This is a genomic window from SAR86 cluster bacterium (genome assembly GCA_023703615.1).
Taxonomy (GTDB): Bacteria; Pseudomonadota; Gammaproteobacteria; order Magnimaribacterales; family D2472; genus MED-G85.
This window is the reverse complement of record CP097971.1, coordinates 472,720-499,227: the sequence shown is the minus strand read 5'-3', so window position 1 is coordinate 499,227 and position 26,508 is coordinate 472,720. Positions and strand designations below refer to the sequence as shown.

The 26,508-nt window shown below is 29.3% G+C and carries 26 protein-coding genes and 1 tRNA gene; 8 read left to right on the top strand and 19 right to left on the bottom strand.

The features are described from left to right. The first annotated feature begins 189 nt into the window (after positions 1-189). Both M9C80_02685 and M9C80_02680 read left to right on the top strand, forming a co-directional pair. Positions 190-1,029 carry a polyphosphate kinase gene (locus tag M9C80_02685; protein ID URQ70079.1) on the top strand — a complete coding sequence of 280 codons (840 nt, stop codon included), beginning with the start codon at positions 190-192 and terminating at the stop codon, positions 1,027-1,029. After that, a complete protein-coding gene (locus tag M9C80_02680) occupies positions 1,026-1,886 on the top strand; it encodes a phosphatase (protein ID URQ70078.1) in 861 nt (286 codons plus the stop codon). Before M9C80_02685 ends, M9C80_02680 begins: the two co-directional genes overlap by 4 nt. Here M9C80_02680 and gspM read toward each other — a convergent pair. The 12 genes from gspM to M9C80_02620 form a co-directional block, all read right to left on the bottom strand. Then, entirely contained in the window at positions 1,877-2,329 is a 453-nt protein-coding gene (gspM, locus tag M9C80_02675) for a type II secretion system protein GspM (protein ID URQ70077.1), read from the bottom strand. The two genes, M9C80_02680 and gspM, sit on opposite strands and share 10 nt — an antisense overlap. Beyond that, entirely contained in the window at positions 2,322-3,470 is a 1,149-nt protein-coding gene (locus M9C80_02670) for a hypothetical protein (GenBank protein URQ70076.1), read from the bottom strand. The genes gspM and M9C80_02670 overlap by 8 nt, the downstream gene beginning before the upstream one ends. Beyond that, positions 3,471-4,382 (bottom strand): type II secretion system protein GspK, encoded by a 912-nt coding sequence (locus M9C80_02665; protein URQ70075.1) that lies wholly within the window; start codon positions 4,380-4,382, stop codon positions 3,471-3,473. A gap of 34 nt (positions 4,383-4,416) precedes the next feature. Beyond that, the gene (locus M9C80_02660) at positions 4,417-5,010 is read right to left on the bottom strand and encodes a prepilin-type N-terminal cleavage/methylation domain-containing protein (protein ID URQ70074.1); all 594 of its coding nucleotides are present in this window, start codon (positions 5,008-5,010) and stop codon (positions 4,417-4,419) included. Next, positions 5,003-5,386 carry a type II secretion system minor pseudopilin GspI gene (gene gspI / locus M9C80_02655; protein URQ70073.1) on the bottom strand — a complete coding sequence of 128 codons (384 nt, stop codon included), beginning with the start codon at positions 5,384-5,386 and terminating at the stop codon, positions 5,003-5,005. Before gspI ends, M9C80_02660 begins: the two co-directional genes overlap by 8 nt. Beyond that, a complete protein-coding gene (locus tag M9C80_02650) occupies positions 5,352-5,873 on the bottom strand; it encodes a type II secretion system GspH family protein (protein URQ70072.1) in 522 nt (173 codons plus the stop codon). Before M9C80_02650 ends, gspI begins: the two co-directional genes overlap by 35 nt. Further along, positions 5,833-6,270, bottom strand: a complete 438-nt coding sequence (gene gspG, locus M9C80_02645; protein URQ70071.1) for a type II secretion system major pseudopilin GspG — start codon at positions 6,268-6,270, stop codon at positions 5,833-5,835. The genes M9C80_02650 and gspG overlap by 41 nt, the downstream gene beginning before the upstream one ends. Positions 6,271-6,272: 2 nt before the next feature. Further along, positions 6,273-7,469: a type II secretion system F family protein gene (locus tag M9C80_02640; protein URQ70070.1), complete on the bottom strand. Its 1,197-nt coding sequence runs from the start codon at positions 7,467-7,469 to the stop codon at positions 6,273-6,275. Further along, on the bottom strand, positions 7,456-8,955 hold the full coding sequence (tadA, locus tag M9C80_02635) for a Flp pilus assembly complex ATPase component TadA (GenBank protein ID URQ70069.1): 1,500 nt from the start codon (positions 8,953-8,955) through the stop codon (positions 7,456-7,458). The genes M9C80_02640 and tadA overlap by 14 nt, the downstream gene beginning before the upstream one ends. A gap of 6 nt (positions 8,956-8,961) precedes the next feature. After that, on the bottom strand, positions 8,962-10,809 hold the full coding sequence (gene gspD, locus M9C80_02630; protein ID URQ70068.1) for a type II secretion system secretin GspD: 1,848 nt from the start codon (positions 10,807-10,809) through the stop codon (positions 8,962-8,964). Further along, complete coding sequence (locus M9C80_02625) at positions 10,806-11,219, bottom strand: hypothetical protein (protein URQ70067.1); 414 nt, start codon at positions 11,217-11,219, stop codon at positions 10,806-10,808. Before M9C80_02625 ends, gspD begins: the two co-directional genes overlap by 4 nt. An 88-nt stretch (positions 11,220-11,307) precedes the next feature. Next, on the bottom strand, positions 11,308-12,978 hold the full coding sequence (locus M9C80_02620) for an acyl--CoA ligase (GenBank protein URQ70066.1): 1,671 nt from the start codon (positions 12,976-12,978) through the stop codon (positions 11,308-11,310). A 92-nt stretch (positions 12,979-13,070) separates the two neighbouring features. Here M9C80_02620 and ggt point away from each other — a divergent pair, with 92 nt between their 5' ends. The 3 genes from ggt (at position 13,071) to M9C80_02605 (ending at position 16,592) form a co-directional block, all read left to right on the top strand. Continuing rightward, positions 13,071-14,852 carry a gamma-glutamyltransferase gene (gene ggt / locus M9C80_02615; GenBank protein URQ70065.1) on the top strand — a complete coding sequence of 594 codons (1,782 nt, stop codon included), beginning with the start codon at positions 13,071-13,073 and terminating at the stop codon, positions 14,850-14,852. Between the two features lie 81 nt (positions 14,853-14,933). Next, the gene (locus M9C80_02610; GenBank protein URQ70064.1) at positions 14,934-15,704 is read left to right on the top strand and encodes a prepilin peptidase; all 771 of its coding nucleotides are present in this window, start codon (positions 14,934-14,936) and stop codon (positions 15,702-15,704) included. Positions 15,705-15,863: 159 nt separating this feature from the next. Then, positions 15,864-16,592, top strand: coding sequence for a hypothetical protein (locus M9C80_02605; protein ID URQ70063.1), 729 nt, complete (start codon positions 15,864-15,866; stop codon positions 16,590-16,592). A 1-nt stretch (position 16,593) separates the two neighbouring features. Here the strand turns inward: M9C80_02605 and M9C80_02600 are convergent. The 3 genes from M9C80_02600 to M9C80_02590 all read right to left on the bottom strand — a co-directional run bounded on the left by M9C80_02600 (position 16,594) and on the right by M9C80_02590 (position 18,326). Continuing rightward, a tRNA-Gly gene (locus tag M9C80_02600) sits at positions 16,594-16,669 on the bottom strand. 63 nt (positions 16,670-16,732) lie between these two features. Continuing rightward, positions 16,733-17,485, bottom strand: coding sequence for a hypothetical protein (locus M9C80_02595; GenBank protein ID URQ70062.1), 753 nt, complete (start codon positions 17,483-17,485; stop codon positions 16,733-16,735). A 106-nt stretch (positions 17,486-17,591) separates the two neighbouring features. Further along, positions 17,592-18,326 (bottom strand): hypothetical protein, encoded by a 735-nt coding sequence (locus tag M9C80_02590; protein URQ70061.1) that lies wholly within the window; start codon positions 18,324-18,326, stop codon positions 17,592-17,594. Between the two features lie 29 nt (positions 18,327-18,355). Here M9C80_02590 and M9C80_02585 point away from each other — a divergent pair, with 29 nt between their 5' ends. Then, positions 18,356-19,330 carry an alkaline phosphatase family protein gene (locus tag M9C80_02585; protein ID URQ70060.1) on the top strand — a complete coding sequence of 325 codons (975 nt, stop codon included), beginning with the start codon at positions 18,356-18,358 and terminating at the stop codon, positions 19,328-19,330. 44 nt (positions 19,331-19,374) lie between these two features. Further along, entirely contained in the window at positions 19,375-20,871 is a 1,497-nt protein-coding gene (locus M9C80_02580; GenBank protein URQ70059.1) for a cryptochrome/photolyase family protein, read from the top strand. Here the strand turns inward: M9C80_02580 and M9C80_02575 are convergent. Further along, positions 20,868-21,695: a hypothetical protein gene (locus M9C80_02575; protein ID URQ70058.1), complete on the bottom strand. Its 828-nt coding sequence runs from the start codon at positions 21,693-21,695 to the stop codon at positions 20,868-20,870. The genes M9C80_02580 and M9C80_02575 overlap by 4 nt on opposite strands. Positions 21,696-21,763: 68 nt before the next feature. Here M9C80_02575 and M9C80_02570 point away from each other — a divergent pair, with 68 nt between their 5' ends. Beyond that, positions 21,764-22,870 (top strand): cytidylyltransferase, encoded by a 1,107-nt coding sequence (locus M9C80_02570; protein URQ70057.1) that lies wholly within the window; start codon positions 21,764-21,766, stop codon positions 22,868-22,870. Here M9C80_02570 and M9C80_02565 read toward each other — a convergent pair. The 3 genes from M9C80_02565 to M9C80_02555 are packed head-to-tail and all read right to left on the bottom strand — an operon-like array spanning position 22,867 to position 26,502. Then, positions 22,867-23,061 carry a 50S ribosomal protein L33 gene (locus tag M9C80_02565; GenBank protein URQ70056.1) on the bottom strand — a complete coding sequence of 65 codons (195 nt, stop codon included), beginning with the start codon at positions 23,059-23,061 and terminating at the stop codon, positions 22,867-22,869. The two genes, M9C80_02570 and M9C80_02565, sit on opposite strands and share 4 nt — an antisense overlap. 49 nt (positions 23,062-23,110) lie before the next feature. Beyond that, positions 23,111-24,022 (bottom strand): glucokinase, encoded by a 912-nt coding sequence (locus M9C80_02560; GenBank protein ID URQ70055.1) that lies wholly within the window; start codon positions 24,020-24,022, stop codon positions 23,111-23,113. After that, complete coding sequence (locus M9C80_02555; protein URQ70054.1) at positions 24,019-26,502, bottom strand: exo 1,3/1,4-beta-D-glucan glucohydrolase; 2,484 nt, start codon at positions 26,500-26,502, stop codon at positions 24,019-24,021. The genes M9C80_02560 and M9C80_02555 overlap by 4 nt, the downstream gene beginning before the upstream one ends. Positions 26,503-26,508 lie beyond the last annotated feature (6 nt).

Here is a 26,508-nt window from a genome sequence, read left to right as displayed (position 1 = left end):
ATATTTTTCTAAGTGTTGGTTTATCAGATTTTTTAGATCACCAGAATTGAATCTACTCTAATCATTTATTATATCTTTAGTTGCAGATTCATTTCTCCAGTACCCTTTCATATTTAATTGAGACTTTATAGTAATATTTTGTTATAGAGTAGTAAAATATATGCTTTACCAATTATTAAATATTAAATTATGACTCTTATCTCTTTGGACCAAAGTGAATACAAAAGGTTAGATGCTAAAGCCTATGATCGTGAAAAAAGAAGATTAAGAATTGAATTGTTGAAGCTACAAGAAGATGTTATTAAAAATAATAGGAAGATATGTATTATTTTTGAAGGGAGAGATACAGCTGGTAAGAGCACTGCAATTAGATTTTTTTCTGAATATTTAAGACCACAGCATTTTAACTATGTTCAGCTTGGTATTCCAACCAAATGGGAATCTTCTCATTGGTTCCAAAGATGGGAAAAAGCGTTGCCTGAAAAAGGTGAAATTTCATTCCTGGATCGTTCTTGGTATACACGCGCAATTACAGAACCAATAATGGGTTATTGTAATGAACATCAATATAGATCATTTATGAAAAAGGTTAATAATTGGGAAGAGAAACAATTGAAGAATGGTGTTGAATTAACAAAATTTTATTTTTCTTTATCAAAAAATCAACAAGAAATAAGAATGAAGGCAAGAAAGAACTCGGAACTAAAATACTGGAAACTCTCAAAAAATGATGAAAAGATTATTACTAAATGGAATGCATTCACGCTTTACAAAGAACAAATGTTTGATAAGACGGGTACTGAAAATAATCCTTGGGTCTCTATCAACTCAAATAACAAAATGATAGCTAGATTAACATCACTCAGATATCTGTTGATTAAAACAGATTATGAAGGCAAAAAAATACTTAAACCAACAAAATGGTCAAAATCGCTCAATAATTATTCTACAAATTTAGAAGGTATAAGATTTGATAATCTTTCATATGACCAATTCATGGTTATAAGTAAATATAGTGATGATTCATGAAAATTGCTTCAATTGATATAGGCACCAATGCGATTAAATCTAAAATTTTTAATACAAGTCCAACTTCCATAGAATTTATTGACGGAGTTAGAACCCCGATTAGATTAGGATCAGATGTATTCAAAGATGGGCATCTCTCAGAGACTATTCTTGAAGAACTAGTTAATGCTCTTTTGAACTATCAGAAAGAATTTGAAAAAAATGATATAAAAATGTATGAAATTGTTGCAACGAGTGCATTTAGAGATTCTGAAAATTCAGAAAAAGCAAGAAGGTATGTTGAGAATAAAATTAATCATCCAATAAGAATTATATCTGGCCTTGAAGAAGCAAAATTAATACGCTTTCATCCAAGGGCGCAAGATAGTAAAAATAGAATTTACGTTGATGTTGGAGGTGGGAGCACTGAGTTATATATTTTCCAAAACAAAAAACATATTATCCAATCTTTCCAACTTGGTGCAGTAAGAAATATGACCAGAAGTGATACAAAAGAAGAATGGGATCGATTATCAAAATGGCTAGTGAATCAAAAAAATATAACAACTTTAATGGGCTTAGGTGGAAATATAAGAACATTTTTAAATATTAATAACACAAAAAAGATGTCATCTAAACAATTTATCGAAAACCTTAATCAGTTAAAGTTAAAAGATTTTCAAGAAAAGATAGATTTATATAATTTTGCAATGGATAGAGCAGATGTAATAGATTATGCTCTTGAAATCTATAAATTAATTGTAAATAAATTAGGTATTAAGAAAATTAGAGCAACAAAATGGGGAGTGTCTGATTCAATTGCAGTAAAAACTTTTCATGAACTTTACTCGAAGAAAATAACTATTTATCAGGACTGAATTATTTCAAAAACGACATTATAAATATCATTGCCCTTTTTAATATTTAATTTTGAAGGTTGGAGGTAATTATTATTTGTAACAAAGACTACATACTCAATTGCCCTATTTCTATTTTCGGCCTGAAACTGCAAACTTAACCCATTCTCTATTTCTTTTATTGCAAGGTTTTTAATATCAAATATTTCAGCATCCTTATTTAAACTTTGTAAAAATAGATCTAGTTCAAGGTTATTGCTTAGATAAGTTTTTTTCAACATATTTGCTTTTTTATAAACATACTCATAGTCGCTTTTAGATTTATTAAGATTCTGTTTTGAAATTTTAAATTCACCAAACAAGTTACTAATAATCATCCAAAATATAATAAAAAATATTAATGCTGAAACTGCAAGTAATAATTTTTTTTCTCTACTATTAAGATTATTTATAAAATCAATCATTTGAAAAACTCACTTTAATAGAACCAGAAACTTTATTATTTTGAATCGTTGTATTATCTTCTAAAATAAAAATACCCAATCTTGGAGATGTATTTTTTAATGCTTCAAATTGTAGATATGCCATAGCGTTAATTTGTATTTTTGCATTTGATTCTATTATGTTTATTTCAATTTCATCTATAAATTGAGATCCCAATCTGTCAATAATATTCAAATTAGGAATTTCATATTCACCAACAGGTTTTGTATTTATATTGCCGATGAGCTCATCAATTTGTCCTTTAGGATTAACTACGCGTTTAACATTTTTGTCCAAAGATTTAAAAATATTGAAAGTTTCTTCATTATAAGTTTTGGCATAGTTATTACTAATAGCAATAATAGCGCTAGGTATTGATAGTGTAATAAGAAGAGATAAAGTGGCAACTATTAGTTGATTTTTGGTAAAGTTTAACTTCTCTTTTACAAGTTCAAATGATAGTTGTAATTTAAAAAAATTAGGCAAGGAAGATGAGTTGAACTTAAAAAAATTTTCTATGTTATATAAAGATTTTAAGTTCTCAGATTCAAATCTATTTTTCAAAAGTTTCTTATCAGAACATATAAGAGGATTAAAACCTGGATTATTGTTTAGTATTATATCTAAATATTGATCTAAGGACTTTTCATCAGCAGCCGACCCCGTTCCATCTGCAAAAGTGAAGATATATTTTTCTTCAAATTCAATGATTGCATCTTTTCCTTGATAAGGAGATAAGAAAAATTCAGGTAATAACTGAATATCTGATGAAAACTTAGATAAAAGATTATTAATTTTATTTAAAATAGATTTATCAATAACAAAGCCAATAGAGTTGAAGAATAAAAATTCACAATTAGAAATGTCTTCTATAACAAAAGAATCGATTTCGGTAACAAAATTAGCAATATTTATTTGTTTTGAAATTTTTTCATTAAAGTTAAAAGGATAGGCAGTAATATAATTGGACGGTATTGAATAAAAAATTTTTTCAATATCTTTCTGTTCATATAAGCTTGATACATCTGAGACTGTATTTTTTTTAATATCACCATTATTTTGAGTAACTATTAAAAATTTATCAAAAGAATCACTCAATTGGTTTATTAATATAGTTTTCATTTAAATACCATCATAGATTCGTGAGATTATATACCCATTATTTTTATTATAAAAAATTATACTATTCGATAAAGATGTGTAATCTTTATAAGTAACTTTAGTTTCTAAATTAAATATATTGGAGAAAAAAGAAATCTCACCTAGCGGATCTGAAAAATTCTTATCTGGAAATAATTGACTTAACTCCTCAAGACTCCTAATACCCTCGTCGGGAATTGACGAAATAATATATTCAGCTTCGCTTAATGCAATGTTTGGCATGATTGAGCTCAAAAGAAAGGTGTCTTCTGGCTCAAGAGTATTAATATTAATTTTTAAACTTTTATAATATGGGAGTGCACAAAAATTACTAAAAATACTCCAATCTACATTTTTTAATGCGGGTAGCATTTTTATTTCATCGATTGAGTAAAAAATTCGTCTGGACGTATATTCTTTTGGATTATTTAACGGCCCTGTATAATAATAGTCCTCCCGACCAAACGCACGTGGATTTGAATTAGTATCAATCCAATCAATTACTTGATCTATAATCTCTTCGATTACATTGTTGTCGACTTCCATCAAAAAAAGATATCTTTTTAGAGCATTTACAGAATTCTTGTTTGGAACAAAGTCTTTAGTTGTTTTGGTTACTAGGGAATTTATATTAAAACAATTAGAAAAATCTTTAATTTCTGCATCAACTAATCCAAGATCATTTTCAAAGAATATTTTTTCTCTAAATAATGTGTTTTGCTTACTCAATAAAACTTTATTGAAATTGAGTTCGGTTTTAATTCTTTTTAAAGCTATTGATTCTATATTTCTAAATAAATTTAATGAACTAGTTTGAAATTCTAGATATGCCGCTCTTTTTAATGAGATCAGCAAGTTGTTGCCCATTAAGGCTGCAACTGATGATAATAGCATTACTATTAGCAAACATGATATTAAGATTATACCTTTATCCTTGAAATGCATATGTTATGTTTGGTTCAATTAACCAAGAATATTCTTTACCACTTATTTTAAATTCTAATCTTATTAATTTTGGAATTTTTCTACTAGAAATTACATCAATTGGCCACAATCGGTACCATCTATTGCCATACAAAAAACTCATTTCCATCTCAGAAATATCTTTAAGCAAAACATACTCATTGAAATCATCAGCATTATAAGGATTTGATGAATAAAATTGTCTTCTTATGAGCATATTGTCTTCATAAACATAATCTACTTTTTTAATCGGAGATATTTCATTAGATAAAGAACTGATCCTAGTATTAAAACTAAATTTATTGGAATTATTATTGGATATAAATGTTCCGTTTTCAGATTCTCCAAAAAAATCTCTTGAGGGAACATTTATAATTTGTCTAATATCTCTTCTTAAAATTGAGGATGCTAAATTTAACTCTTTTATGCTATTAAGTTGGCTCGTAGATTTTTGTTCTGTATCAATTGCTGATTGTAAAATATTTGATGATATGACAGCGATAGCTGCCAAAATTACCAATGACACTAAAACTTCAATAATTGTAAAACCTTTATTCATTCACTATATATCCTGAAAACTTGTAAGCGTAACTTTCTGAATCTTCTCTTTTTACCATAATCGTAAATTCTAAAAATTCTTTAGAAGCGCTAAGAATATATTCTTCTTCCCATATCCATTCCTTCCCACCCATAATCATTTTTCCATCCCTTGTTTGAGGTCTTAGTGGTTTCTCTAAGGTATTCATAAGGGCCACCCTATTGTTGGTAACTTCTTTAGCAAGATATTTATCTTCTATACTGTATACAGAAATACTAGTGGATAAAATTACTTGGTATATAACAATAATTGAAGTACTCAATATTACTAGAGCTACAACAATTTCTATTAGACTAAAACCTTTAGTATTCTGAGATTCTTGTTTCAATTGTTCCATTTTTTTTAATTATTATTTCTTCAATTAATTCACTTTTAAATATTTTTAAAATGCCACCAGAATTCTCTCCTGAAGGATAAAAAATTATCAAAGGTATTTGTCCTGAATCTTTGCTAATATCGATTTCTATACCATCAAAATATTTAAATGTTTTTTTATAGTTTGTGCTAATTGTATTGGTACTTGGCATTTTTGTGATTCTGCTTTTATTGTCACTTGTGCCATCAAAGTTAATATAATTTGACCACTCATCATTTTCATTTATATACCAACCAATAATCTTACCGGTCAATATGCTTTCTTCACTAAGATAATTAAATGTTCTTTCGTAGGTCGAATTTTTTTTTATGAAAGTACTTGATAGGTCTGAATTTATTACTATTAGAGTTGTTGATATTCCTATTATCATTAAAACTACAAGTAGCTCTAATAAAGTAAAGCCATTTTTAGTTTTCTTGCATCCAATTGCCAATGTCTGAATTCTCACCAGTACCTCCTTCTTGACCATCTGCTCCTAGTGTATATAAATCAAACTTTAATGAACGCCTTGGAGGATATTCATAAATATATTCTCTACCCCACGGATCACTTGGAATGGATGATATGTAACCACCCTCAGGGTATAAAAAAGGATTATTTAATTCATTATGAGGCATAACAAGAGCATCTAAGCCTTGGGAGGTGGAAGGATATGTTAATTCGTTAAATTTATACAATTCTAGAGCTTTAGATGTCTGAGCCATATCAGCTTTAATTTTTTCAAGATTAGCTCTTTGAAAAACTGGTGATACATTTACAACAACAATGGTGGCTAAAATTCCCAATATAACTAAAACAGCCATGAGTTCAATTAACGTAAAACCTTTATTTTTAGTTCTATTCATTTTTATCCTAAGGCTAAAGTATTCATTTGCATTATTGGTATTAGTATAGCTAGAACTATTAACATAATAAATCCACCCATAAAAATAATAACAACTGGTTCTAATAATGACAGGAATATCGACCTTTTTGAATCGATTTCATTTTTAAAAAAATTAGATACTTTATCAAACATTTTTATTAGATTACCTGATTTATAACCACTCGATACAAGTTGTATAAAAATATCAGGAAATATATTTGTGCTCTTTAACGAAAAAATAAAATCTTTACCTTCTACAACATCATTTTTTGCATTTATGATTAATGAAGATAAATATTTATTAGAAAATATTTTTGATGCCTCGCCTAGAGCTTTATCTAAATTTGTTCCAGATTCTAATAATAAAGACATTGTGCTAGAAAATCTCTCAAGTTCAGATATTAAAAAAAACTTACCAGCAACTGGGATTTCTACTAAAAACTTATGCACTTTCAATAGGTTTTTCATATTTGATACATATTTTTTGTAAGCAAAAGTAGCTACAAATATTATTATTAGTAATCCAATTACTATAAAAAAAATGTTATTTGATAGAGATAGTAATATTTTTGTTATTAAAGGTAGTTCAGCGCCAGCTTTAACAAATTGACCTACAACCTGTGGCAAAACAAAGACTAATAAAGAAATAATCACAACAATAGAAAATCCGATTAATACAATTGGATATGTTAATGCAGAGAAAACTTTTTGTTTAATTTTTGCAGACTCTTCTAGATAATCTGCAAGATTATTAAAGATAATATCTAAGTTGCCAGATGCATCGCCAGCTGAGACAAGGGAAATATATGTATCTGAAAAAACTAATGGATATTTTGACATACATTGCCCTAGTCTTTTTCCCTGAATTATATCTTCACGAAGTGAATACATAATAGTAGCAAGTTTTTTATTATTTATCTGATCTGCAGTAATTTTAATCGCATCAATAATGGGCGTACTTGCTTCTAATAATGTTGCCAATTGACGCGTCATTATAACGATATCTTTTGATTTTATTTTAGTTGATTTATTAAAAAAATTTGTAGGTTCAAAGATATTAAGAGGTGTTAAATTTAAACCCTTGACTAGCTTTCTGGCCTCTCTTTCTGATGTTGCGCTTAATATCCCTTTCTTTTTTTTTCCATCGTTATCAAGCGCTGTATAGTTATATGTCGGCATCTTCTTTTAAATTATTTATTCTTATAAGTTCCTCGCATGATGTAATTCCATTTACAACAAGATTTTTTGAAGCATCATCAATTGATGGATTGTCTTTAAAAACATAATCAGATATTTCATTTTCTGATGCATTTTCATGGATCATATCTTTTATTTTTTTATCTATTTGAATACACTCTGCGATTGCTATTCTTCCTTGATATCCTGTATGAGAACAGGACTCACATCCAAGTGAAGTATATGTTTTTTGTTTAGGATCTAAATTTAACAGTTTAATAGCCTCAGAAGATGGCGTAACTTCTGTCCTACAGTTTGTACAAATTCTTCTAACTAGCCTTTGAGAAATTATTGTTCTTAAAGATGATGCCAAAAGAAAAGATTCAATGCCCATATCACGCAGTCTTGTTATTGCAGCGATAGCGCTATTTGTATGAACTGTTGATAAAACAAGATGTCCAGTTAAGCTTGCTTGAATACCAATTTGAGCAGTCTCAACATCTCTCATCTCTCCAACCATTACCACGTCAGGATCTTGTCTCAAAATTGCTCTTAATCCTTTTGCAAAAGTATAGCCTGTCTTTGAATTTACTTGAGTTTGACCAATTCCATTTAAAGTATATTCAATCGGATCCTCTACTGTAAGAATGTTTTGTGAGGAATCGCTTAAGTATCTTAATCCAGCATATAAAGTTGTGGTCTTTCCAGAGCCCGTAGGTCCTGTAAACAATATTATTCCTTCAGAATTTTTAAGCGATGATTTATAGTTTTTTAAAATAACATCAGGCAATCCAAGATCTTGGATATTTATCTGCGCAGATTGCTTATCTAATAACCTTAAAACAATTCTCTCTCCATATGATGATGGTAAGGTAGATACTCTAACATCTACATTTTTGTCTCCTAAAGATAATGAAACTCTTCCATCTTGAGGTAATCTTCTTTCAGATATATCAAGTCCTGATATTATTTTTATTCTAGAAATTAATACTGAAGCTATCTTACTATCTTGTTTAAGCACTTCTTTAAGTATTCCATCTATACGAAACCTAACTACAATTTCTGATTCATATGGCTCGAAGTGAATGTCAGATGCTCTTTTTTTTATTGCCTGACTTATTATTCCATTAATTAATTTAATGATTGGGGTGTCATTATTTCCACTCAAGAGATCTTCAGTTGCAGATATGCTGCCAGCAAAGGATTCAAGATCAAATTCATCTGATAATTCTTCTGAGATGTCAGAATTTGAACTATCATTACTAAAAGTAGATGTTAATAGTTCATTAAATTCGTCAGGTGAGCATATCTCAATATTAAATGGATTAATTAAATACCTTTTTATTTCATGATACAGAGGCAGACTTATGTTTTTTGGAGTTATAACTTTATAATTACCATCTTCATTCACAATGATAATTTCGTTTTCTCTTACAAAATCATAGGGTAGTGACTTTAATGTATTATTTAATTCAGAAACTTCTTCCATGGTAAGTTAATTATCTGGATTTGATAAATCAATTATTTCGCGAGAGCTATCATTAATTAATCGCTGGGCTTTAATATAATTATATTTTTCAGTCGAAATATCTTGAGATGATTCCGAATCAATCAATATAGTTGGTTTTAAAAAAACCATTAAATTCTTTTTTTGATTAGTCGTGGAGGAAGATTGGAATAATCTACCTAATAATGGTATTGAACCCAAAATTGGGACCTTTGAAATTACTTCCTGACTATCTTCATCTATTAAACCACCAAGAACAATTATTTGATTATTATCAACAAGAACAGTTGTTTCTATTTCTCTTTTGTTTGTTACAAGGTCTAGTCCACTTGCAGCCACCCCTGCAACACCTGAAACGCCTTGTTTTATATTTAATATCACTGAACTTCCTTCATTAATTTGAGGAGTAATTTCAAGTTCAATTCCCACTTCTTGACGTGATGTTGTTCTAAAGGGGTTTGAATTATTTGTACCCAAACTTTCGCCAGTCGTAATTGGTATTTCTTGTCCTATAAAAAGTCTTGCAGGTTCATTGTCCATTGCAAGAATAGATGGTGTAGATAAAATATTTGAATTTGTATCGTCTGCTATTGCATTTAGAATACCAACAAAATTATCTTTACCATTTGTTAAATCTCCAAAACCAGCAACTAGACCTTGAGTATTCAAAAGAGATGAAATTGCAGTTGTAGTTAGAGTTACATCTTGCTCGTCTGCTGCAGCACCAGTAATTGCAAGCAAATCAGGTCCAGAACCAGAAAATCTTGTTATTCCAATTGGTATACTCTCGGTATCATCACCAGTATAAACAGACTCAACACCTAACCGTTTTGCAGCTGTCTCGGAAAGATCTACAACAATTGCCTCTACGAGTACTTGAGCTCTTCTTATATCTAATTTATTTACAATATTTCTTATAGAGTTAATATTTTCTTCAGCAGACGAAATTATTATAGAGTTAGTTTTTTCATGATGAGTTATAACTGTTTTTTTACCTTCGGTATCTGATACAAAAGTTCCTGATACTGAGTTCAATATTGATGAAATATCCTCAGCTTGGGCATATTTTAAGTAGATAACGTCAAGAGAATCATTCAATGTTATATCTGCGTCTAGCGATTTTAATGTTGAAGATATATTATTTGTAATCAATTCATTAGCAGAAATAATTACAGAATTCGATGGAGTAAATGGAATTGCAACAAATTTATTTATAGTTGGATTATTTTGAGCCTTGAGTTTATCTAATATCCTAACCGCCTCAATTGAAGACAAATTTTCTAATTTAAAGATAGAAATTTTTGCAGTATTATTTTTATCAAGATCTACCAGTAAATCTTTAATTCTTGAAACATTACTCACCTTATCAACCAATAAAATTGAATTTATAGAAGGTATGCTCGATAAATGAGACTGTCTCCCAGTAATTGGTTTTATCATAGGTAGTATTTCTTCGGTTGATCTATTTTTTAAAGGAATTACAGCCGTTTCGTAATCACCACTTAAAGCTGACTTATTATTATCTCTAGTGGCTTCATTTTCAGGAACAATTCTAACAAAACCACTATCTGTAATGGCACTAAAGCCATTAACTTGTATTGTTCTAAGATATACATCCCATACCTGATTTCTATTTAATTGTGCATTAGAGTAAATAGTGATCTTCCCTTTAACTCTGGGATCTAAAATTATGGTTTTTTTTGCAAACTGCGCTATGTCCTGGGTAACTTTCTTAATATCAACATCTTCGTAATTAAGTATAAAGCTTTCTTGGGATTGAATATTTGGTATTACGAGCAACAACCCAAAAATTAAAGTTATTAGATATTTATTCATTTTTTACTTTTTCCAACAAGGTTGGTAATTTTATATAATTTATCCTCATTTCGAAACACAATTTCCTTTTGATTTACATCAATTAATGTATAAAGACCTTCTAAATCCTCTCCAATAAAAACAACAAACTCTTTATTACCTTTTTTTACTATAACAGATGAATCAGTTTCACCAATCCTATAACCAATTAATTTATACTCGAAATTAGAGGCTTCCAACACATTTTCAACATTTCTTGGAGTTTCGGTAACTATATTTGTGTTATTTATTACCTCTCCTGCTTCAGGAAAATCGAAAACTTCAATTTTAGGAGAATTTATTGATGTAAAAAAAAGTAAAACACTTAAAAGTATAGCTGGAACTATTAAAAGCCCTAACAGTGTGTATTTTATATAATTAAAATTTATCATAAAAAATTGAGCTAATAGTTTAGCTTATTTTAAATATTTTTCATGAATTATATGTTGGCTTAATACTTTTTCAACATTTAGAAAATGATTACCGTTGATAATTCTTTCTCAGTGAAACTTTGTCAAATTTACCTGATGCTAGCTTAGGTAATTTTTCTTTAGTTAAAGTAATTTCATTTGGAATTTTAAAAGCAGCTAATCTTGTTTGAAGAAAACTAATAATGCCATCTTTAGTTAAGCTAGAATCATCTCTTAAAACGACCACAGCGTATGGTATTTCACCTAGTCTTTCATCAGGGATACCAAATACACAATTTTCAAGGACATCTGGATGTTCATAAATTGCAGCTTCAACTTCAGGACAAGCAATATTTTCGCCACCCCTTATAACCATGTCTTTAACTCTGTCAACAATATACAATAAAGGACCATCAAATTTGCCAAGGTCTCCGGTTTTAATCCACCCATCATCATTCATACATTCAGATGTAGCTTCAGGATTTTTCCAATAACAAGTCATATTGCCAAGTGACTTAATAGCTACTTCTCCAATATTACCTTCTGGTAAGGTATTCCATTTTTCATCAATTATTTTAATTTCAGTTAAAGGAGGAACAACTCGTCCTGCTGAGGAAGGATTGTTAATATACTCTTCTCCATTGCATAAAGTGCCTAAAGCATTTGTTTCCGATAATCCATAACCAATGCCAGGTTTGGCTTCAAAGCCTTCATCTAATAGTTTTACATGTTCTGGTGGTCTTGGCGCCCCACCAGCACCTAGAGTTTTTAATGACGATAAGTTGTATTTGTTTCTATTAGGATGATTTAATAATTCCCATGTTTGAGTAGGAACCCCAGTTACATCACTTATTTTTTCTTGATCTATTAATTGCAGAGCATCTTCAGCATCCCATTTTTTCATCATAACGATTTTTCTTCCAACCAAAATTGACATAAATAGACCTGCATGGCTTCCAGTAACATGAAAAAGTGGGATACAAAGTAAAATTGCTAGATCCTCACTCAGTAAAGGACTAGTATTGGTTTCGCTCATACTTGATATTTCACTAAAAATTGATGAATAACACGCCCAGCTGAACATAGTTGCAATTACTGCTTTATGAGAACTCAATACGCCTTTTGGTTTTCCTGTTGATCCAGATGTGTAGTAAATTGTTGCATCATCATTTCTATCAATGCTTACATCTGGCCAAGAAGATGAGTGATTGTCAATAAATTCTTTAAATGACTGAAAGTTTTTATCTGGTGTGTAACTAGTTATTATTTTTTTTACGCTTTTGACTGATTGAAGTCCCTGTAATCGTTTTGAATCACCAAAAACCAATTTAGCGTCCGAATGTTCTAAACCATAAATGACCTCTGTTGGGACCCACCATGAATTTAGTGGAACACAAACTGCACCCATGCCAACAATTCCCATATAAGCAAAAATATATTCAGGATTGTTTTGCATGCATATTGCAACTTTGTCGCCTTTTTTAATACCTGTTGCAGATAATGCATTGGCTACTTGGGCTGCCTTATTAAATACCTCTTTAAATGTGTATCTTTCGTTTTCGTATACAAGCCAATCTTTATCTGCATGCATAAGACCAAACTCAAAGTACCCTTTTAAACTGTCAGGAAAATTTACATATTCGGTATATTCAATACCCTTTGAATTGACCATTTTTTTTGTCTCAAACATTTCTCCCTTGGCAGTTTTTTCACTGAGTATTTTTTTATATAAATCATTCATAGTTAGTTAAATATTTTTTTTGGAAAATTTTCTATTAGAATACTTATTATAGTCTATTGCATTAAGTTAATGGCCTTAAAATTAATTACAAAATGGCATTTAAAAAAAATATAGCACTTTTAGTATTTCTACTTAATTCTACTGTACTAATATCACAAGATATACAACCCATTACGACAATTGAAATTGGTAAAAGCTATGAGCCGGCACAAAAGCAAATCGCTAAAGGTAAAAATGGAATGGTTTCTACTCAGCATTACTTAGCAACTGAAGTAGGTGAGGAAATATTAAATCTTGGTGGTAATGCTTATGACGCATCTGTTGCTGTTAGCTTTGCCTTAGCTGTTGTTTTGCCTCGAGCTGGTAATATTGGCGGAGGTGGATTTATGGTGTTGTATGATTCTCAGAATAGCAAAAGTTATTCACTTGATTATAGAGAAAAAGCACCATCAAAAGCATCAAGAGATATGTATCTTCAAAAAGATGGTTTATATGATAGAAAAAAAGCAACAAGAGGATACCTAGCAAGTGGTGTTCCTGGAACTGTTGCAGGTTTATGGGAAGTCCATAAAAAATTTGGTTCGATGCCATGGAATGACTTAATCCAGCCTGCTATTAAACTCGCTGAAAATGGATTTAGAATTTCTCCTTACATGGCAGAAATGTTACTTCGAAATAACAAAAAGCTTTCTGAGTTTGAGTCATCTAAAGTCATCTTTCAATCATTTTATCCAAAATTTGAAAATAATTTATTAATTCAAAAAGATCTAGCACAAACTTTAAAACTAATTGCAAATGAAGGCAAGGATGCCTTTTATAGAGGTTCCATAGCTAAAAAGATATCAATGGATATGAAAGCTAATGGTGGAATAATTTCTATGGATGATTTAAAAAATTATTCTCCTATATGGAGAGAACCACTAAAGCAAAAGTACAGAGACGTAGAGATTTTTACCATGGGCCCACCATCCTCCGGGGGTGTTCATGTTATTCAAATGCTAAATGTTTTGAAACAGAGTAATCTTAATGAACTAGGCCATAATTCTTCAAAATATATAAATCTTCTTGCTGAAGTTATGAAGTTTGCATACGCAGATAGATCAAAATATCTTGGTGACTCGGATTTTTATGATGTTCCAATTGAAATGCTAACGAGTGATAGTTATGCGAAACGAATAAATCAAAAAATATCTTTAGGTTCGTCCTTAAAATCAGAGGATATTTTTCCTGGTATGTTTGCTAAAAATGAAAGTTTTGAAACAACACATTTTTCAGTCGTTGATAAAAATCTTAATGTAGTTTCTTCAACCACAACTTTAAATTCAAGTTTTGGATCTGGTGTTGTTATAAAAGGAACAGGTATTTTAATGAATAATGAAATGGATGATTTCTCTTCTGCACCTGGTGTTCCAAATATATATGGCTTATTAGGATCTGAAGCTAATGAAATAGCACCAAATAAAAGACCGTTAAGTTCAATGACGCCAACAATAGTACTAAAAAACGATTCTCTTTTTTTTACTACAGGTTCTCCAGGTGGATCGAGAATTATTTCAGCAGTTCTGCAGTCTATTTTAAATATTGTTGATTTTGGAATGAACCTTGAAGAGGCAACATCTGCTACGAGAGTTCATCATCAGTGGCAACCTGATATTTTAGAAATTGAGCATGCATTTAAGTTAGATGATATAGATGAATCTCATAAACTTAAGAGTGGAACAATAAATGAATTATTGAGTTATAAATATAGAATAAAATCTATGCCTCCGGTGACAAATATCCAGACTATAATGTATGAAAATAATATTTTTTATGGTTATGGAGATTATCGAAGACCAGATTCATTAGCATCAGGAAACATATATGATAGATAAACTTATGATTATTTTAGCCTATGCTATACCTGCTTTATCTCTATTGTTTTTTTGTTTCTGGATAACAAAAAAAAAATAAGTGTGACCGTTTTTTTTATATCTTTAATTTTTTTATCTATTGGTAGTTTTTCGTCTGTATTAATTCATAGATTGCCTTTGATGGAATCAAATAAAAAAATTAATTTATTTACACCAAGATCTCATTGCGTTTTTTGCAAGAAAACTATTCCTTTTTATTTCCTTATACCAATATTCGGGTTTATGCTTCAAAAAGGTAAATGTAAATTTTGTAATAATAAAATTAGTTCTTTCTATCTAATAAACGAATTAATTCACTTATTAATTGGATTAGCTCTCTATTTTTATTTTGGCTTATCTTTAATTTTTTTATTTTCATATTTAATTTTTTTTTGTTTTTATATACTTTTTATATTAGATTTTAAGTTCTTTTATCTACCTTTTAATATCAATATTTTATTGTTAATTCTAGGTTTGACCTCCAATGGTATTTTTAATACATTTGAAGAGGTATTTATTGAATTACAATTTATATCTCACTCATATTTTTATGGAGCAGTATTAGGTTATTTATCACTATGGATAATAAATTTTTGCTTTAAAAAAATAAAAGGTAAAGATGGAATTGGTGGAGGTGACTTTGTACTTTTTGCTGGTATTGGGTCTATATCAGGTATTCTTTCTTTAGCACCTATTTTGTTAATTGGAACAATTTCAAGTTTGTTTTTATATGTTTCTAAGCCAAAAATGTTTTCAAAACAAATGCCACTTGGCTCATGTTTAATTTTTGGATTTTTAACTTATACATTTTTTAATATTATTGAACTTTTTTAAAATTCTACTGTCATATATAGTAAGGACCTGCAACTAATCCCTCTTAAGTTAATCCCCAGGTCAATAAAAAAGCAGACTTGTTCTGCTTTTTTTTATTAAATGCTTGGAAGCCTATAGAAAATGATATAAATTATCAGTATTAAATAACTTTTTTAAAAAATGAAAAAAATACTATTATCTTTACTTACTATATTTATAATCCAAGGATGCTCACAAAACTCTGAATCCGAATCATCTACAAGTTCTTTTGTTGAATACGTTTGGCATACAGCTGGTCCAGATTTTTCTTCTGATAATCTTGCTAAGCTAATTAGTGACTGGAATTCAATTATCACTTCCTCAGGATGTGACATGGATGGTGCAAATATCCTTACTCCACTAGAAGCAAGTCCTGATTATGATTTTATTTGGGTTTTGCTCTGGCCTTCAAAAGATTCAAGAGATGCATGTTGGTCAGATTGGATGGCAAATTATGATGCTGACTGGAGAAAAAATATCTCTGGAATAATGGATTTTGATGGTGAAAATGCATACTTATTTCAAATAAAACCTAACTACATGCCAAAAGTTCAAAATACCTCTGGTAGTTTTACGAATAGATTTAATTTTTGTAATTATAATGAAGGTCATTCTGAATCTTCTCTTGAAGAATTTAGTGACTCTATCAGGTCTGTATATTTTACTGATAGCTATTGGAATGTTCTTTTAGAACCTCAATTTGAACCTGAAGCAAAACCAGATTTTGTATGGTTAGATTTATGGGCAAGCCTAGAAGATAAAGATAAAGCATATAACATATATCTTCAAAATGAATCATTAACTTCCATGTCTGAAGAAATGTTTTCCTGTCAGTATGTAGATTTTGCCGGAACTGTTATAAGAAGTTAATTGGAGCGGGTGACGGGATTCGAACCCGTACCAATAGCTTGGAAGGCTATTGTGCTAGCCGTTAACACCACACCCGCTAAAGTTGTAGGATTATAATAAAAAAGGGAGCAATAAGCTCCCTTTTTTTATAATTATAAGAACTACTTAGGCATTCTCATTATAACCCCCATGTAAGTTCGAGGATCTGAACATGAAAAGCCAGTCAAATTTACATCAGCTTCTGAGCCATTAATTTTATCCAGGTATATTTCTTGATTAACACCTGCTGCAGATATTGGAGATGATGATAATAATCTTACAAAATCTGCATCTCCAGTGTAGCCTGACGAAGGAACAATAAATTTTCTCCCAATAGTATCACCTTGAGATTGAGCGTATTTTGCAAAATCCATATATAAGTCATAAACCTGTCTTAAGTTATATCCTTCATCCAACATGCAATCTGAGTATGTTGCTGTAAACATATCTCCAACTTTTGAAGCGCTATTTTCAGAAATAACCCACTGATAAGCATTTATTTGTTGTGAATTTGTAGCCGGAAGAGTTTCTAAAAGTTTTCCACCGCCTTTCATCCAAGCATCAAGTCCTTCAAACTGTTTTGTAGGTGTAGACCAATTATTAACCCATATAACATCAACGCTATTCATATCACTATGAAAATATGGTGTGAGCAAGCCTACACTCATTTCATCATAGGTACTAGCTTGTGTTTTTGTCCATGAATCAAATTTACTATACCAATCAACCATATCACTGAAGTCTTTACCTTTGTTATAAGTACCAATATAGTATTCAGCTGAATTGCCCTCAGGTTCATATTTGTATTCAACCTCATCTTGAGCTTGAATTCCTACAACCATAAGCAGCAAAAAGCTTATTTTTAATTTTGACATATTATCTCCTATTAGATTTGTAAAAAAATTAACATAACATATTAAAATTTAATTAAAAGTATATAAGTTAATTATAAAAAATAGCTATTGCTAGAAAAAATAATTTTTATATCAATGTAAATGCTTTATAAGATCTTGATTCAAAACATAAAGCATTGGCTTGAAATTCTTTTTGAATATCTAAAGACAACATCGACTCTGTCCAAACTTGACTTATATTGTCTTTATAATTTTCATCTGCAAAATAATTAATCCATATAAAATTTGATTTATTGAATGTATCCTCTACCAATTGAGCTGAGTATTTTATTTTTAGATTCCTGATTTCTGAAAAAAATCTCTCCAGAGAAATCTTAAATGATCCAAAATTATATCCTTCTGCATATGAACATTTCAAAATCTCAACAATTAATGAATCATAATCATCAAAATCCAAATTACTGACTGCATTTATTCCATCGTTTTGATTAATAGCATATTTGCAATATGCAAGATTATTAAAATTTGAAGATTGAAGTGAACTAATAAAATTAGCTACATCCACAGCTTTTTTATCAGATGAAAACATTAAAATAAAATTATTAATCTCGTCAGAATTTATAGGAAATAATATCTTTAAATCTATACTTTGAGAATTAAAATCAGTATTAGTCAAAAAATTGGAAAAAAACGTTTCTAGTCTTAACGATGAGATATTCTCATTTAAATTACAATCAAATAAATCTTGTGAAAATTCAAAATTAGGTCTCAACAATGACGTTAAAGATTCTGGTTCATTGTTATTTCTATCACAAGAGACAATTATTGAGATTAAGATTAAATATTTTATACTTTTTATCATTTCTAATATTTCTGAAGATACAATGAATTATGAAATTATATACCTTTAAAATTATTTTTTTTATTGCCATCTCTATATCACCGTTGTATTCAAATGATTACGTAATAGCTTTTGGATCATGTCTTGATCAAGATGCAGATCAAGATATTTTTAGATCAATTGAGAAAGATGAAATAGATTCATTTATTTTTTTAGGAGATAATATATATCCTGTTGAAGATAAAAATATTATCTCGAACTTAAAAAAAGCCTATAAAAAACAATCTGAAAAAATTCCAAGCTGGATTTATAGTAAGAATATTTATGCTATCTGGGATGATCACGATTATGGAGATAATGATGGTGGTGAAAGCTTTCAATTTAAACAAACTTCACAAGAATTTTTTTTAGAATTTTGGAAAATACCTAAATATGATGAAAGATGGCAGAGAGATGGAATATATTTTCAAGATAATATTAAAATTAGTGGTTTAACTATTAATATCATTGGATTAGATACAAGATTTTTTAGATCAGACTTAAAGGGCTCAAAGTTTTTTTATAGGACGAGTGATGATGATACATCTTCAATTTTAGGTAATGATCAATGGAATTGGTTAGCAAATGAATTAGAGAAGGAAGCAGATTTAACTATAATTTTATCTTCTATACAGGTTCTTGCCGAAAATCATAGATTTGAAAAATGGAGCTTATTTCCAAAAGAAAAAACTAAATTAATAAATATGCTTACACAAAAAAAAGATCAAATAATTGTGTTATCCGGAGATAGACATAAAGCTGGAATTTATCAGAAGGATAATATATTTGAAATAACTTCATCGTCATTAAATAAGCCAATACCTTTAAGTAAATATAGTTTTGAAACTGATCCACTTTTGCTAGGTAGTACATATAACAAAGAAAACTATGGATTAATTGAAATTAACTCATTAACAAGAGAAGTTAATTTGAGTATCAAAGATATTAATGGTCAAAAACAAATAGAAAAAAAAATAAGTTTATAAAAAAACGAAGATAAGTTGCCTTTTTATCATGATATTATTTCGCTATGAGTGCTTTAAAAGTAATATTTCCAGATCAATTATCTAAAGAAAATCCACTACTTCAAGAGTTTGATGCTAGTGATACTCTTTTATTTTACGAACCTTTAGATAATTTTTATGAGATATCGCAACACAAGCATAAGCTTGTATTTTTAATTTCTTCTTTTAGAAACTTAATAAAATCGATAAACCATAAAAAATTAATTCACGTAAAAATTTCTAGGGGAAACAACACAACCTTTTTATCTTGTTTAAAACAAATTCAAATAGAAAATAATTTTTCATCTTTGTATGTAAATAAACCAACAGATTTTAAAACTTATAAAGATTTGCTGTTTTTTTCACAATCAAACAATATAAAAATTGAAATGCTTGAAGACAAAAAGTTTATATCAAATGATGATGATTTTATTGAATGGTCAAAAGATAAAAAAACTACAGTTCAGGAATTTTATTATAGATGGCTGAGAAAGAAATATAACGTATTTATGGATGAATCTAATAAGCCAATAAGTGGAATTTGGAATTATGATAAAGATAATAGACAAGGTGCAAAAAAAATTAAAGTTGCTATTCCTTCAAGAAAAAAATTTAAGCCGAATAAAATAACAATTGATGTTATGGTGGATGTTCAAGAATGCTTCCCCTCTTCTATTGGTGATCTTGAAAACTTTCATTGGGTAACGACCCATGACGAAGCTGAAACTCTCTTAGAAGATTTTTTAGATAGATTCTTAGAAAATTATGGATCATTTCAAGATGCAATTAGCAAAGATGATTCTTTTTTATTTCATTCCTTGCTGTCTCCCTATTTAAATTCTGGATTATTAGATCCAATGCAATGTATTGAATCTGCTATAAAAAAATATGATGAATCAAAAGGAAAAATACCAATCAATTCCGTAGAAGGTTTTATCAGACAAATATTAGGTTGGAGAGAATTTATTAAGGGAGTTTATTGGGATAATATGCCCCAATATAAAAACTATAATTTTTGGGAACATAAACTAAAATTAAATGATAGTTGGTATGAAGGAAATACAGGGATTCCACCATTAGACGACGCAATTAAAGAATCAGTAAATTTTGGCTACACTCATCACATCAATAGATTAATGGTTATAGCAAATATAATGAATTTAGTGGGAGTTCATCCAGATAATATGTATAAATGGTTCATGGAAATGTATATTGATGCTTATGACTGGGTAATGGTACCAAATGTTTATGGTATGGGATCTTTTGCTGATGGTGGAATCTTTTCTACAAAACCATATATTTGTGGCTCAAGTTATCTTTTAAGAATGTCAAATTATTCTAGAGGAGAATGGTGTGACATAGTTGATGGTTTATATTGGAGATTTATTAACAATAACATTAAATTTTTTGAAACTAATCCAAGGTTATCGTTAATGACTCGAGCTTTAGAAAAAATTGATAGAGAAAGAAAAAAAATGATTTTTGAAAAAGCAGAGAATTTTATTAAAAACAATACTCATTAATTAACATCGCTTAATAATATTTTAGATGCTTCTATAACCATTTTTTTATTTTGATGGCCTACCCCTTGAACAACTTTAAACGTCCATCTTAATGGAATATCAAATTGATCAGAAATAGATATTAAGTTGTTCATAAAATTATTAGCCCTTTCGAATCTGTTGTCTCCTTGATTAAGAATGCCTTTAATTTTTGTGTTTGAAAAACCACGATCTTGTTCGCCAATTAAAAGATAAACCTTTTTTGAAAAATATCTTTTAATATGCTCACTAGATAAATTAGAATTTTTAATTCCATAAGGAAATTTATTGTTAGTAATTGATGTATACCATGTTGGATTAGCAATTACTGCCTCTGAGACTCTGTCAGAGTTATTAAATAATAGAATCCTTTGGACAAACATACCTCCACCTGAATGACCATAAATTTTGTATTTATCAACACTAAGATCATATTTTGATTTTATGAAACTAAAAAAAATATCAATTGATTGATCTAAATAATCATCAGTATTTTTATTTATTTTTCCAGTATCAGATGCTCTTTCAAGAATATAATAAAATTTATAATCTTCTTTCGTAAATTCTGGAGCAACAAGAATTATGTTTTTATCAATTGCATATTTCTTCCAAGCTTCTAGGTACTCTTCAGCATTTCTGCTTCCACCATGAATAATAAAAAGCACTTTAGTCGTCTTATCTATTTCTGCAGGAAGAGAATAATAAAGATTAACATCTGGTTTGTTCCAAAATGCAAAAGTAACTTGATGATTCGATGAAAATGATTCAAGCGAAAAAAGTAGACCTAATGTTAAAATGAATTTCATTTTCATTTGTTAATTCTACCAATGATCAATGATACTTAGGTTAAAATATAAAAAATTCTTACGTTTTAATGAGCAATAAAAAAAATACAATTCGTAAAATTCATGAATCAAAGTTTAAAGCCTCTATTGTTGCAACTGGAGGTGGGGCTAATTTTATAGCAGACTTGTTAAGTATTTCTGGTGCCAGTAATACAATTCTTGAATCGTATGTACCTTATTCAAGAAAATCCATTGATATTTTTTTGAAAGCCTCTCCTGAAAAATATTGTTCTTTACCTACAGCACTTAATATTGCGTCTAAAGCATATAGAAAGTCATCTATACTAAAAGAAGAAACAAAAAATAAGCATTTAATTGGTCTAAGTATAGTTGCGAGTTTGGCAACATCTTACAAAAAAATAGGCGAGCATAAATTTTTTATAGTTATTCAGACAAATAGTTATACTAAATGTATAAGCTGTGTTCTTGAAAAAAATAAGAGGTCTCGAGAAGAAGAAGAAGAATTGATCTCTGAATACGCTTTGTACCTAATTGCTTATGCTTGCAACGTTAAATATGAAACTCCTGAGCATAATGAAGTTGTTGATATTGTAACTATCAAGGCAGAAGATGCTTGGATAAAACTATACAATGAAAAAATAAAAACTGTTTTTATAGGTAATAAAGATCCTAAAATAATATTCTCAGGTTCGTTTAATCCTCTGCATGAAGGTCACATTAAGATTAAAGAGCTAGCTGAAAAAAGATTAGGTAAAGATCTATCATATGAAATATGTATTAATAACGAAGATAAGCCACCTCTTAGTTTTTATGAGCTAAAAAATACTATCAATCAATTTCAAGAAAATGAGAGTTTAGTTATTACCAATAAAGGCAAATTTTCAGAAAAAGCTAAAATTTTCCCTAATTGTATTTTTGTAGTTGGTGTTGATACATTACTTAGAATTTTTGATCTAAACTACTACTCTTCTGAAAAAGATATGGAAAAGAATTTTCAAAATTTTGTTGATTATGATGCAAATTTTTTAGTATTTGGAAGAAAAATTAATGATAAATTCATTACTTTAAAGGAATTAGATATTCCAGATATTCTTCAATCAAGATGCACTGGAATAGACGAAGAAAACTTCAGAGAAGATATTTCATCGACAATTATAAGAATGGAGGAAACTTAGTTATGAGGCGGGAGCTTTGCTTCAACAAACCATTCGTGAATACGCTTGACAGGATTGAACTTTTTTAAACGCATCTTTTTGTTTTCAAGCGTAAACTTTCTAGTTTTGATAGCAGTGTAATGATAAGTATGACTATCCCTAGTTTCGTTTTCTGGTATTAAATATACCTTGGTTTGTTTTTTATCAGCCATTGTGCAAGCAATTATACAAATTTCTTATAAAAAAGATATCAATTTATTCTTAACTTTCTTTCAAATTAAAAAAATTTAAGTTACCAAAAAGTGGTGTGTGGTGTTTTTTTATTACTCCAATTGATATTCTTTTAAGCATATCTTTATGAATATTTTTTTTATTAGAATAAAAACTTTGAATAAACAAATCTTTATCTATAATATTTTGTAAATCTCTCATAAGACCTCCAGCTATATAAATACCTTTACCTGTTAGATATCCTAACGCTAGATCAGACAAAATTTGACCTAAGGAAATTGTAAATCCTTCTATGACCTGATTTGCAGTTTTGTCATTTTTAATAGATAGATTTACAACCTCTTCCGGAGTTGTTTTAGCTTTGATTAATTTAGAGTAAATATCGCCAATGGCAGAGCCTGAGATAAAATCTTCAAGACAAAGATCTTCCTCAAAATTTTCTAACTTATAATTCTCAGACAATTGTTTATTAAATCCTGAAATATGGCCAATTTCAGAAGGTATTACATATTGTTCATCAATAACAAGAGCTGCTCCAAGACCAGTACCAGGGCCAATAAAAAGAGAATTTCCATTAAATGGCATACCTTCTTTTATGAATTCAATCTCATTTAGATTTATTGACGCAAAACTGTAACCAATTGCTTCCCAATCATTTAAAAGATAACAGGTATCTAATGAATAGGTTTCTTTAAGATGTGCTGCACTAATTTTAAAATTTCTATTTGTCATTGTTATTGATTCATCTATTTTTGGCCCTGCAACAGATAGAACTACATTTTTAATAGTATTATTTTTTAATAATCCTTCAAAAAATAAATCAAATTCAAGCATTTTTTTTAAAGATGTTTTCTGGGAATCCTCGATCACACTATCACCAGGATTGGCATATGCATATCTTATATTTGTTCCACCAATGTCAATTAACAGAATTTTATTCACAGTGAATCACATTTAATATTCTTTTCATTTTCGTACATATTTATCATTTTTAAAGAATGAATATCTATATCTAAACTAGCACTGGTTTTTATAGAAAAGACCGAGCTAATCGATGAAAGATCAAAGTCTTTTTCTGTAAGACATTTAAATGGAATTTTAAGAGTTTTCCAATCTTTATTTTTTGATTCTTTAAGAATATCAGTAATATCAAAAGTTGCAGAACACTTATCGTTACCAGTTACATGAATATCATAGTCATTTTTAGTACATTTAAAAGAAATGAATACTTTGTTATCTTTTGATTCAAATTTATTCTTTCTAAAGACTAATTCGAATATTGCATTTGAGGTATATGAAAGATCATATAAATATTGATTTTCGATCCCCCACTCGTTTATGTTGCTTGTTGAATAAAATTTAATATTTTTTGCATCGTCTTGTTTTTGATAATCAATTTTTTGAAGTAATACTTTACTATTAGGGCTCTTATAAAAATCTGCGTTAACTTTTGAATATTTTTTGTCTTCGATTATAAATTCGTTGTTAGGTGGTAATGCAGAGCCAGCAAAAAACATTATTTTATCTAATTGAATGAATGGCTTTTCTTCAGCATAATTGGGTAGATTTACGGTATCCTTGTATGAAAGACCATAACCATAGGCAAATAAAGGATCATAATCTTCATCATCCATATTTATGCTAGTTTGCGCAGAATTACGAGGCCATGAATATGGTAATTTTCCATGAAAATCGTACTTTACCTCTCCTTGTTCAGTACTAAAAATAATGTCACTAATACCCTCAACTGCACTTCCTGGCAACCATAACTCTACAAAAGCTTTCGAAATATTAAGTTCACGGTTAACAACCAATGGTCTACCAGATATGAATAAAGATATAATATCAATATTTTGATTTGAAATTTTTTTCATTACTGAATAATAATTAGTATCAGGATTATTAAAGATAATTGATTTTAAATCGCCATCACCTTCGGCATAAGGCTCTTCTCCATAAACCATAATAGCCGCATCTGGTTTTTGTTTGTAAGAGCCATCTGAAGAGTACTCAACAGTACCTCCATCTTTTTCAATATGAGTTTTGATTGCAGTAAATATATTTTTTGTACCAGGAAATTCATTATTTAAATTATCTCTTCCTTGCCAAGATATAGTCCACCCACCCATTTGATTTTTTATATCTATAGCGCTTTTACCGACAACTAAATAATGTTTCTTAGGATTAAGAGGTAACACAGAATCATTATTTTTTAATAGCACGATTGATTGCCGAACAGCTTTTCTTGCTAATTTTTTGTGATCATCGTTTCCAACGAAATTTTTTGGAAACATATGTGGTTTTTTTTCATCAAATAAACCAAGAATTGCTTTTACTCTCAAAATTCTATAAATAGCATCATCAAGTCTTTCACTTGATATCTCACCGTTTTTAACTTGCTTTAATGTATTTATATATAAAGCCTTCCATTCATCTGGAGCCATGAATATATCAACACCTGCATTAAAGGATTGAGCACAATTGGAATTTGTGCAATTTGGTAATTGGCCGTGGCCATTCCAGTCTCCAACAATTAGGCCATCAAAATTCATTTGATTCTTTAAAACATCTTTTAGTAAATATTCATATCCATGTAGTTTTTTTCCGTTCCATGAATTAAAACTTGCCATGATCACTTGAATACATGAATCGATTGCAAAATAATATGGAAGTCCATGAACATCCCTTAACTCTTTTTCACTAATTTGAGTATTGCCTTGATCTATACCCTCAGAAGTACCGCCATCACCAATAAAATGTTTAGCAGTTGAAAGTACATGATTATTATCAAGATAATTTTCATCAATACCCTGAAGTCCAAGGATCATAGCTTGTCCTAATTCTGCTACAAGATTTGGATTTTCTGAGTACCCTTCATATGTTCTTCCCCATCGATCATCTCTAGGTACAGCAATAGTTGGTGCAAAAGTCCAAGATATGCCAGTTGAAAGTAATTCTTTTGCGACAGCCTCCCCAATTTCTTTAACTAGACCAGGATTCATTGATGCTCCTAATCCTATATTATGGGGAAAAATAGTTGCTCCAATAACATTATTATGGCCATGAACTGCATCAGTACCCCATAAAATTGGAATTTTAATTCCATTTACTTCAGGGGATGCATCATAAAAAGCTTTACTAATATTTTTCCAATCATCTATAGAACTATTTTTGTTCTTATTTGGAAATTTTCCACCACCATTTAAGAAAGTTCCTAATTGATATTTTTTTGCTTCAGCTGGTGTAACCTCATCAATGTCTGGCATTATGATTTGACCAACTTTCTGCTCAAGAGTCATATTTTTCACTAATGATTTAATAAGTTTTTTATCATAAGAATTTATGGAACATGAATTTTTATGAGACCAATTGTCAGAAGCACTTATATTGAGTGCAAATAAAAAAATTAAAAATCGCTTCATCTTAAG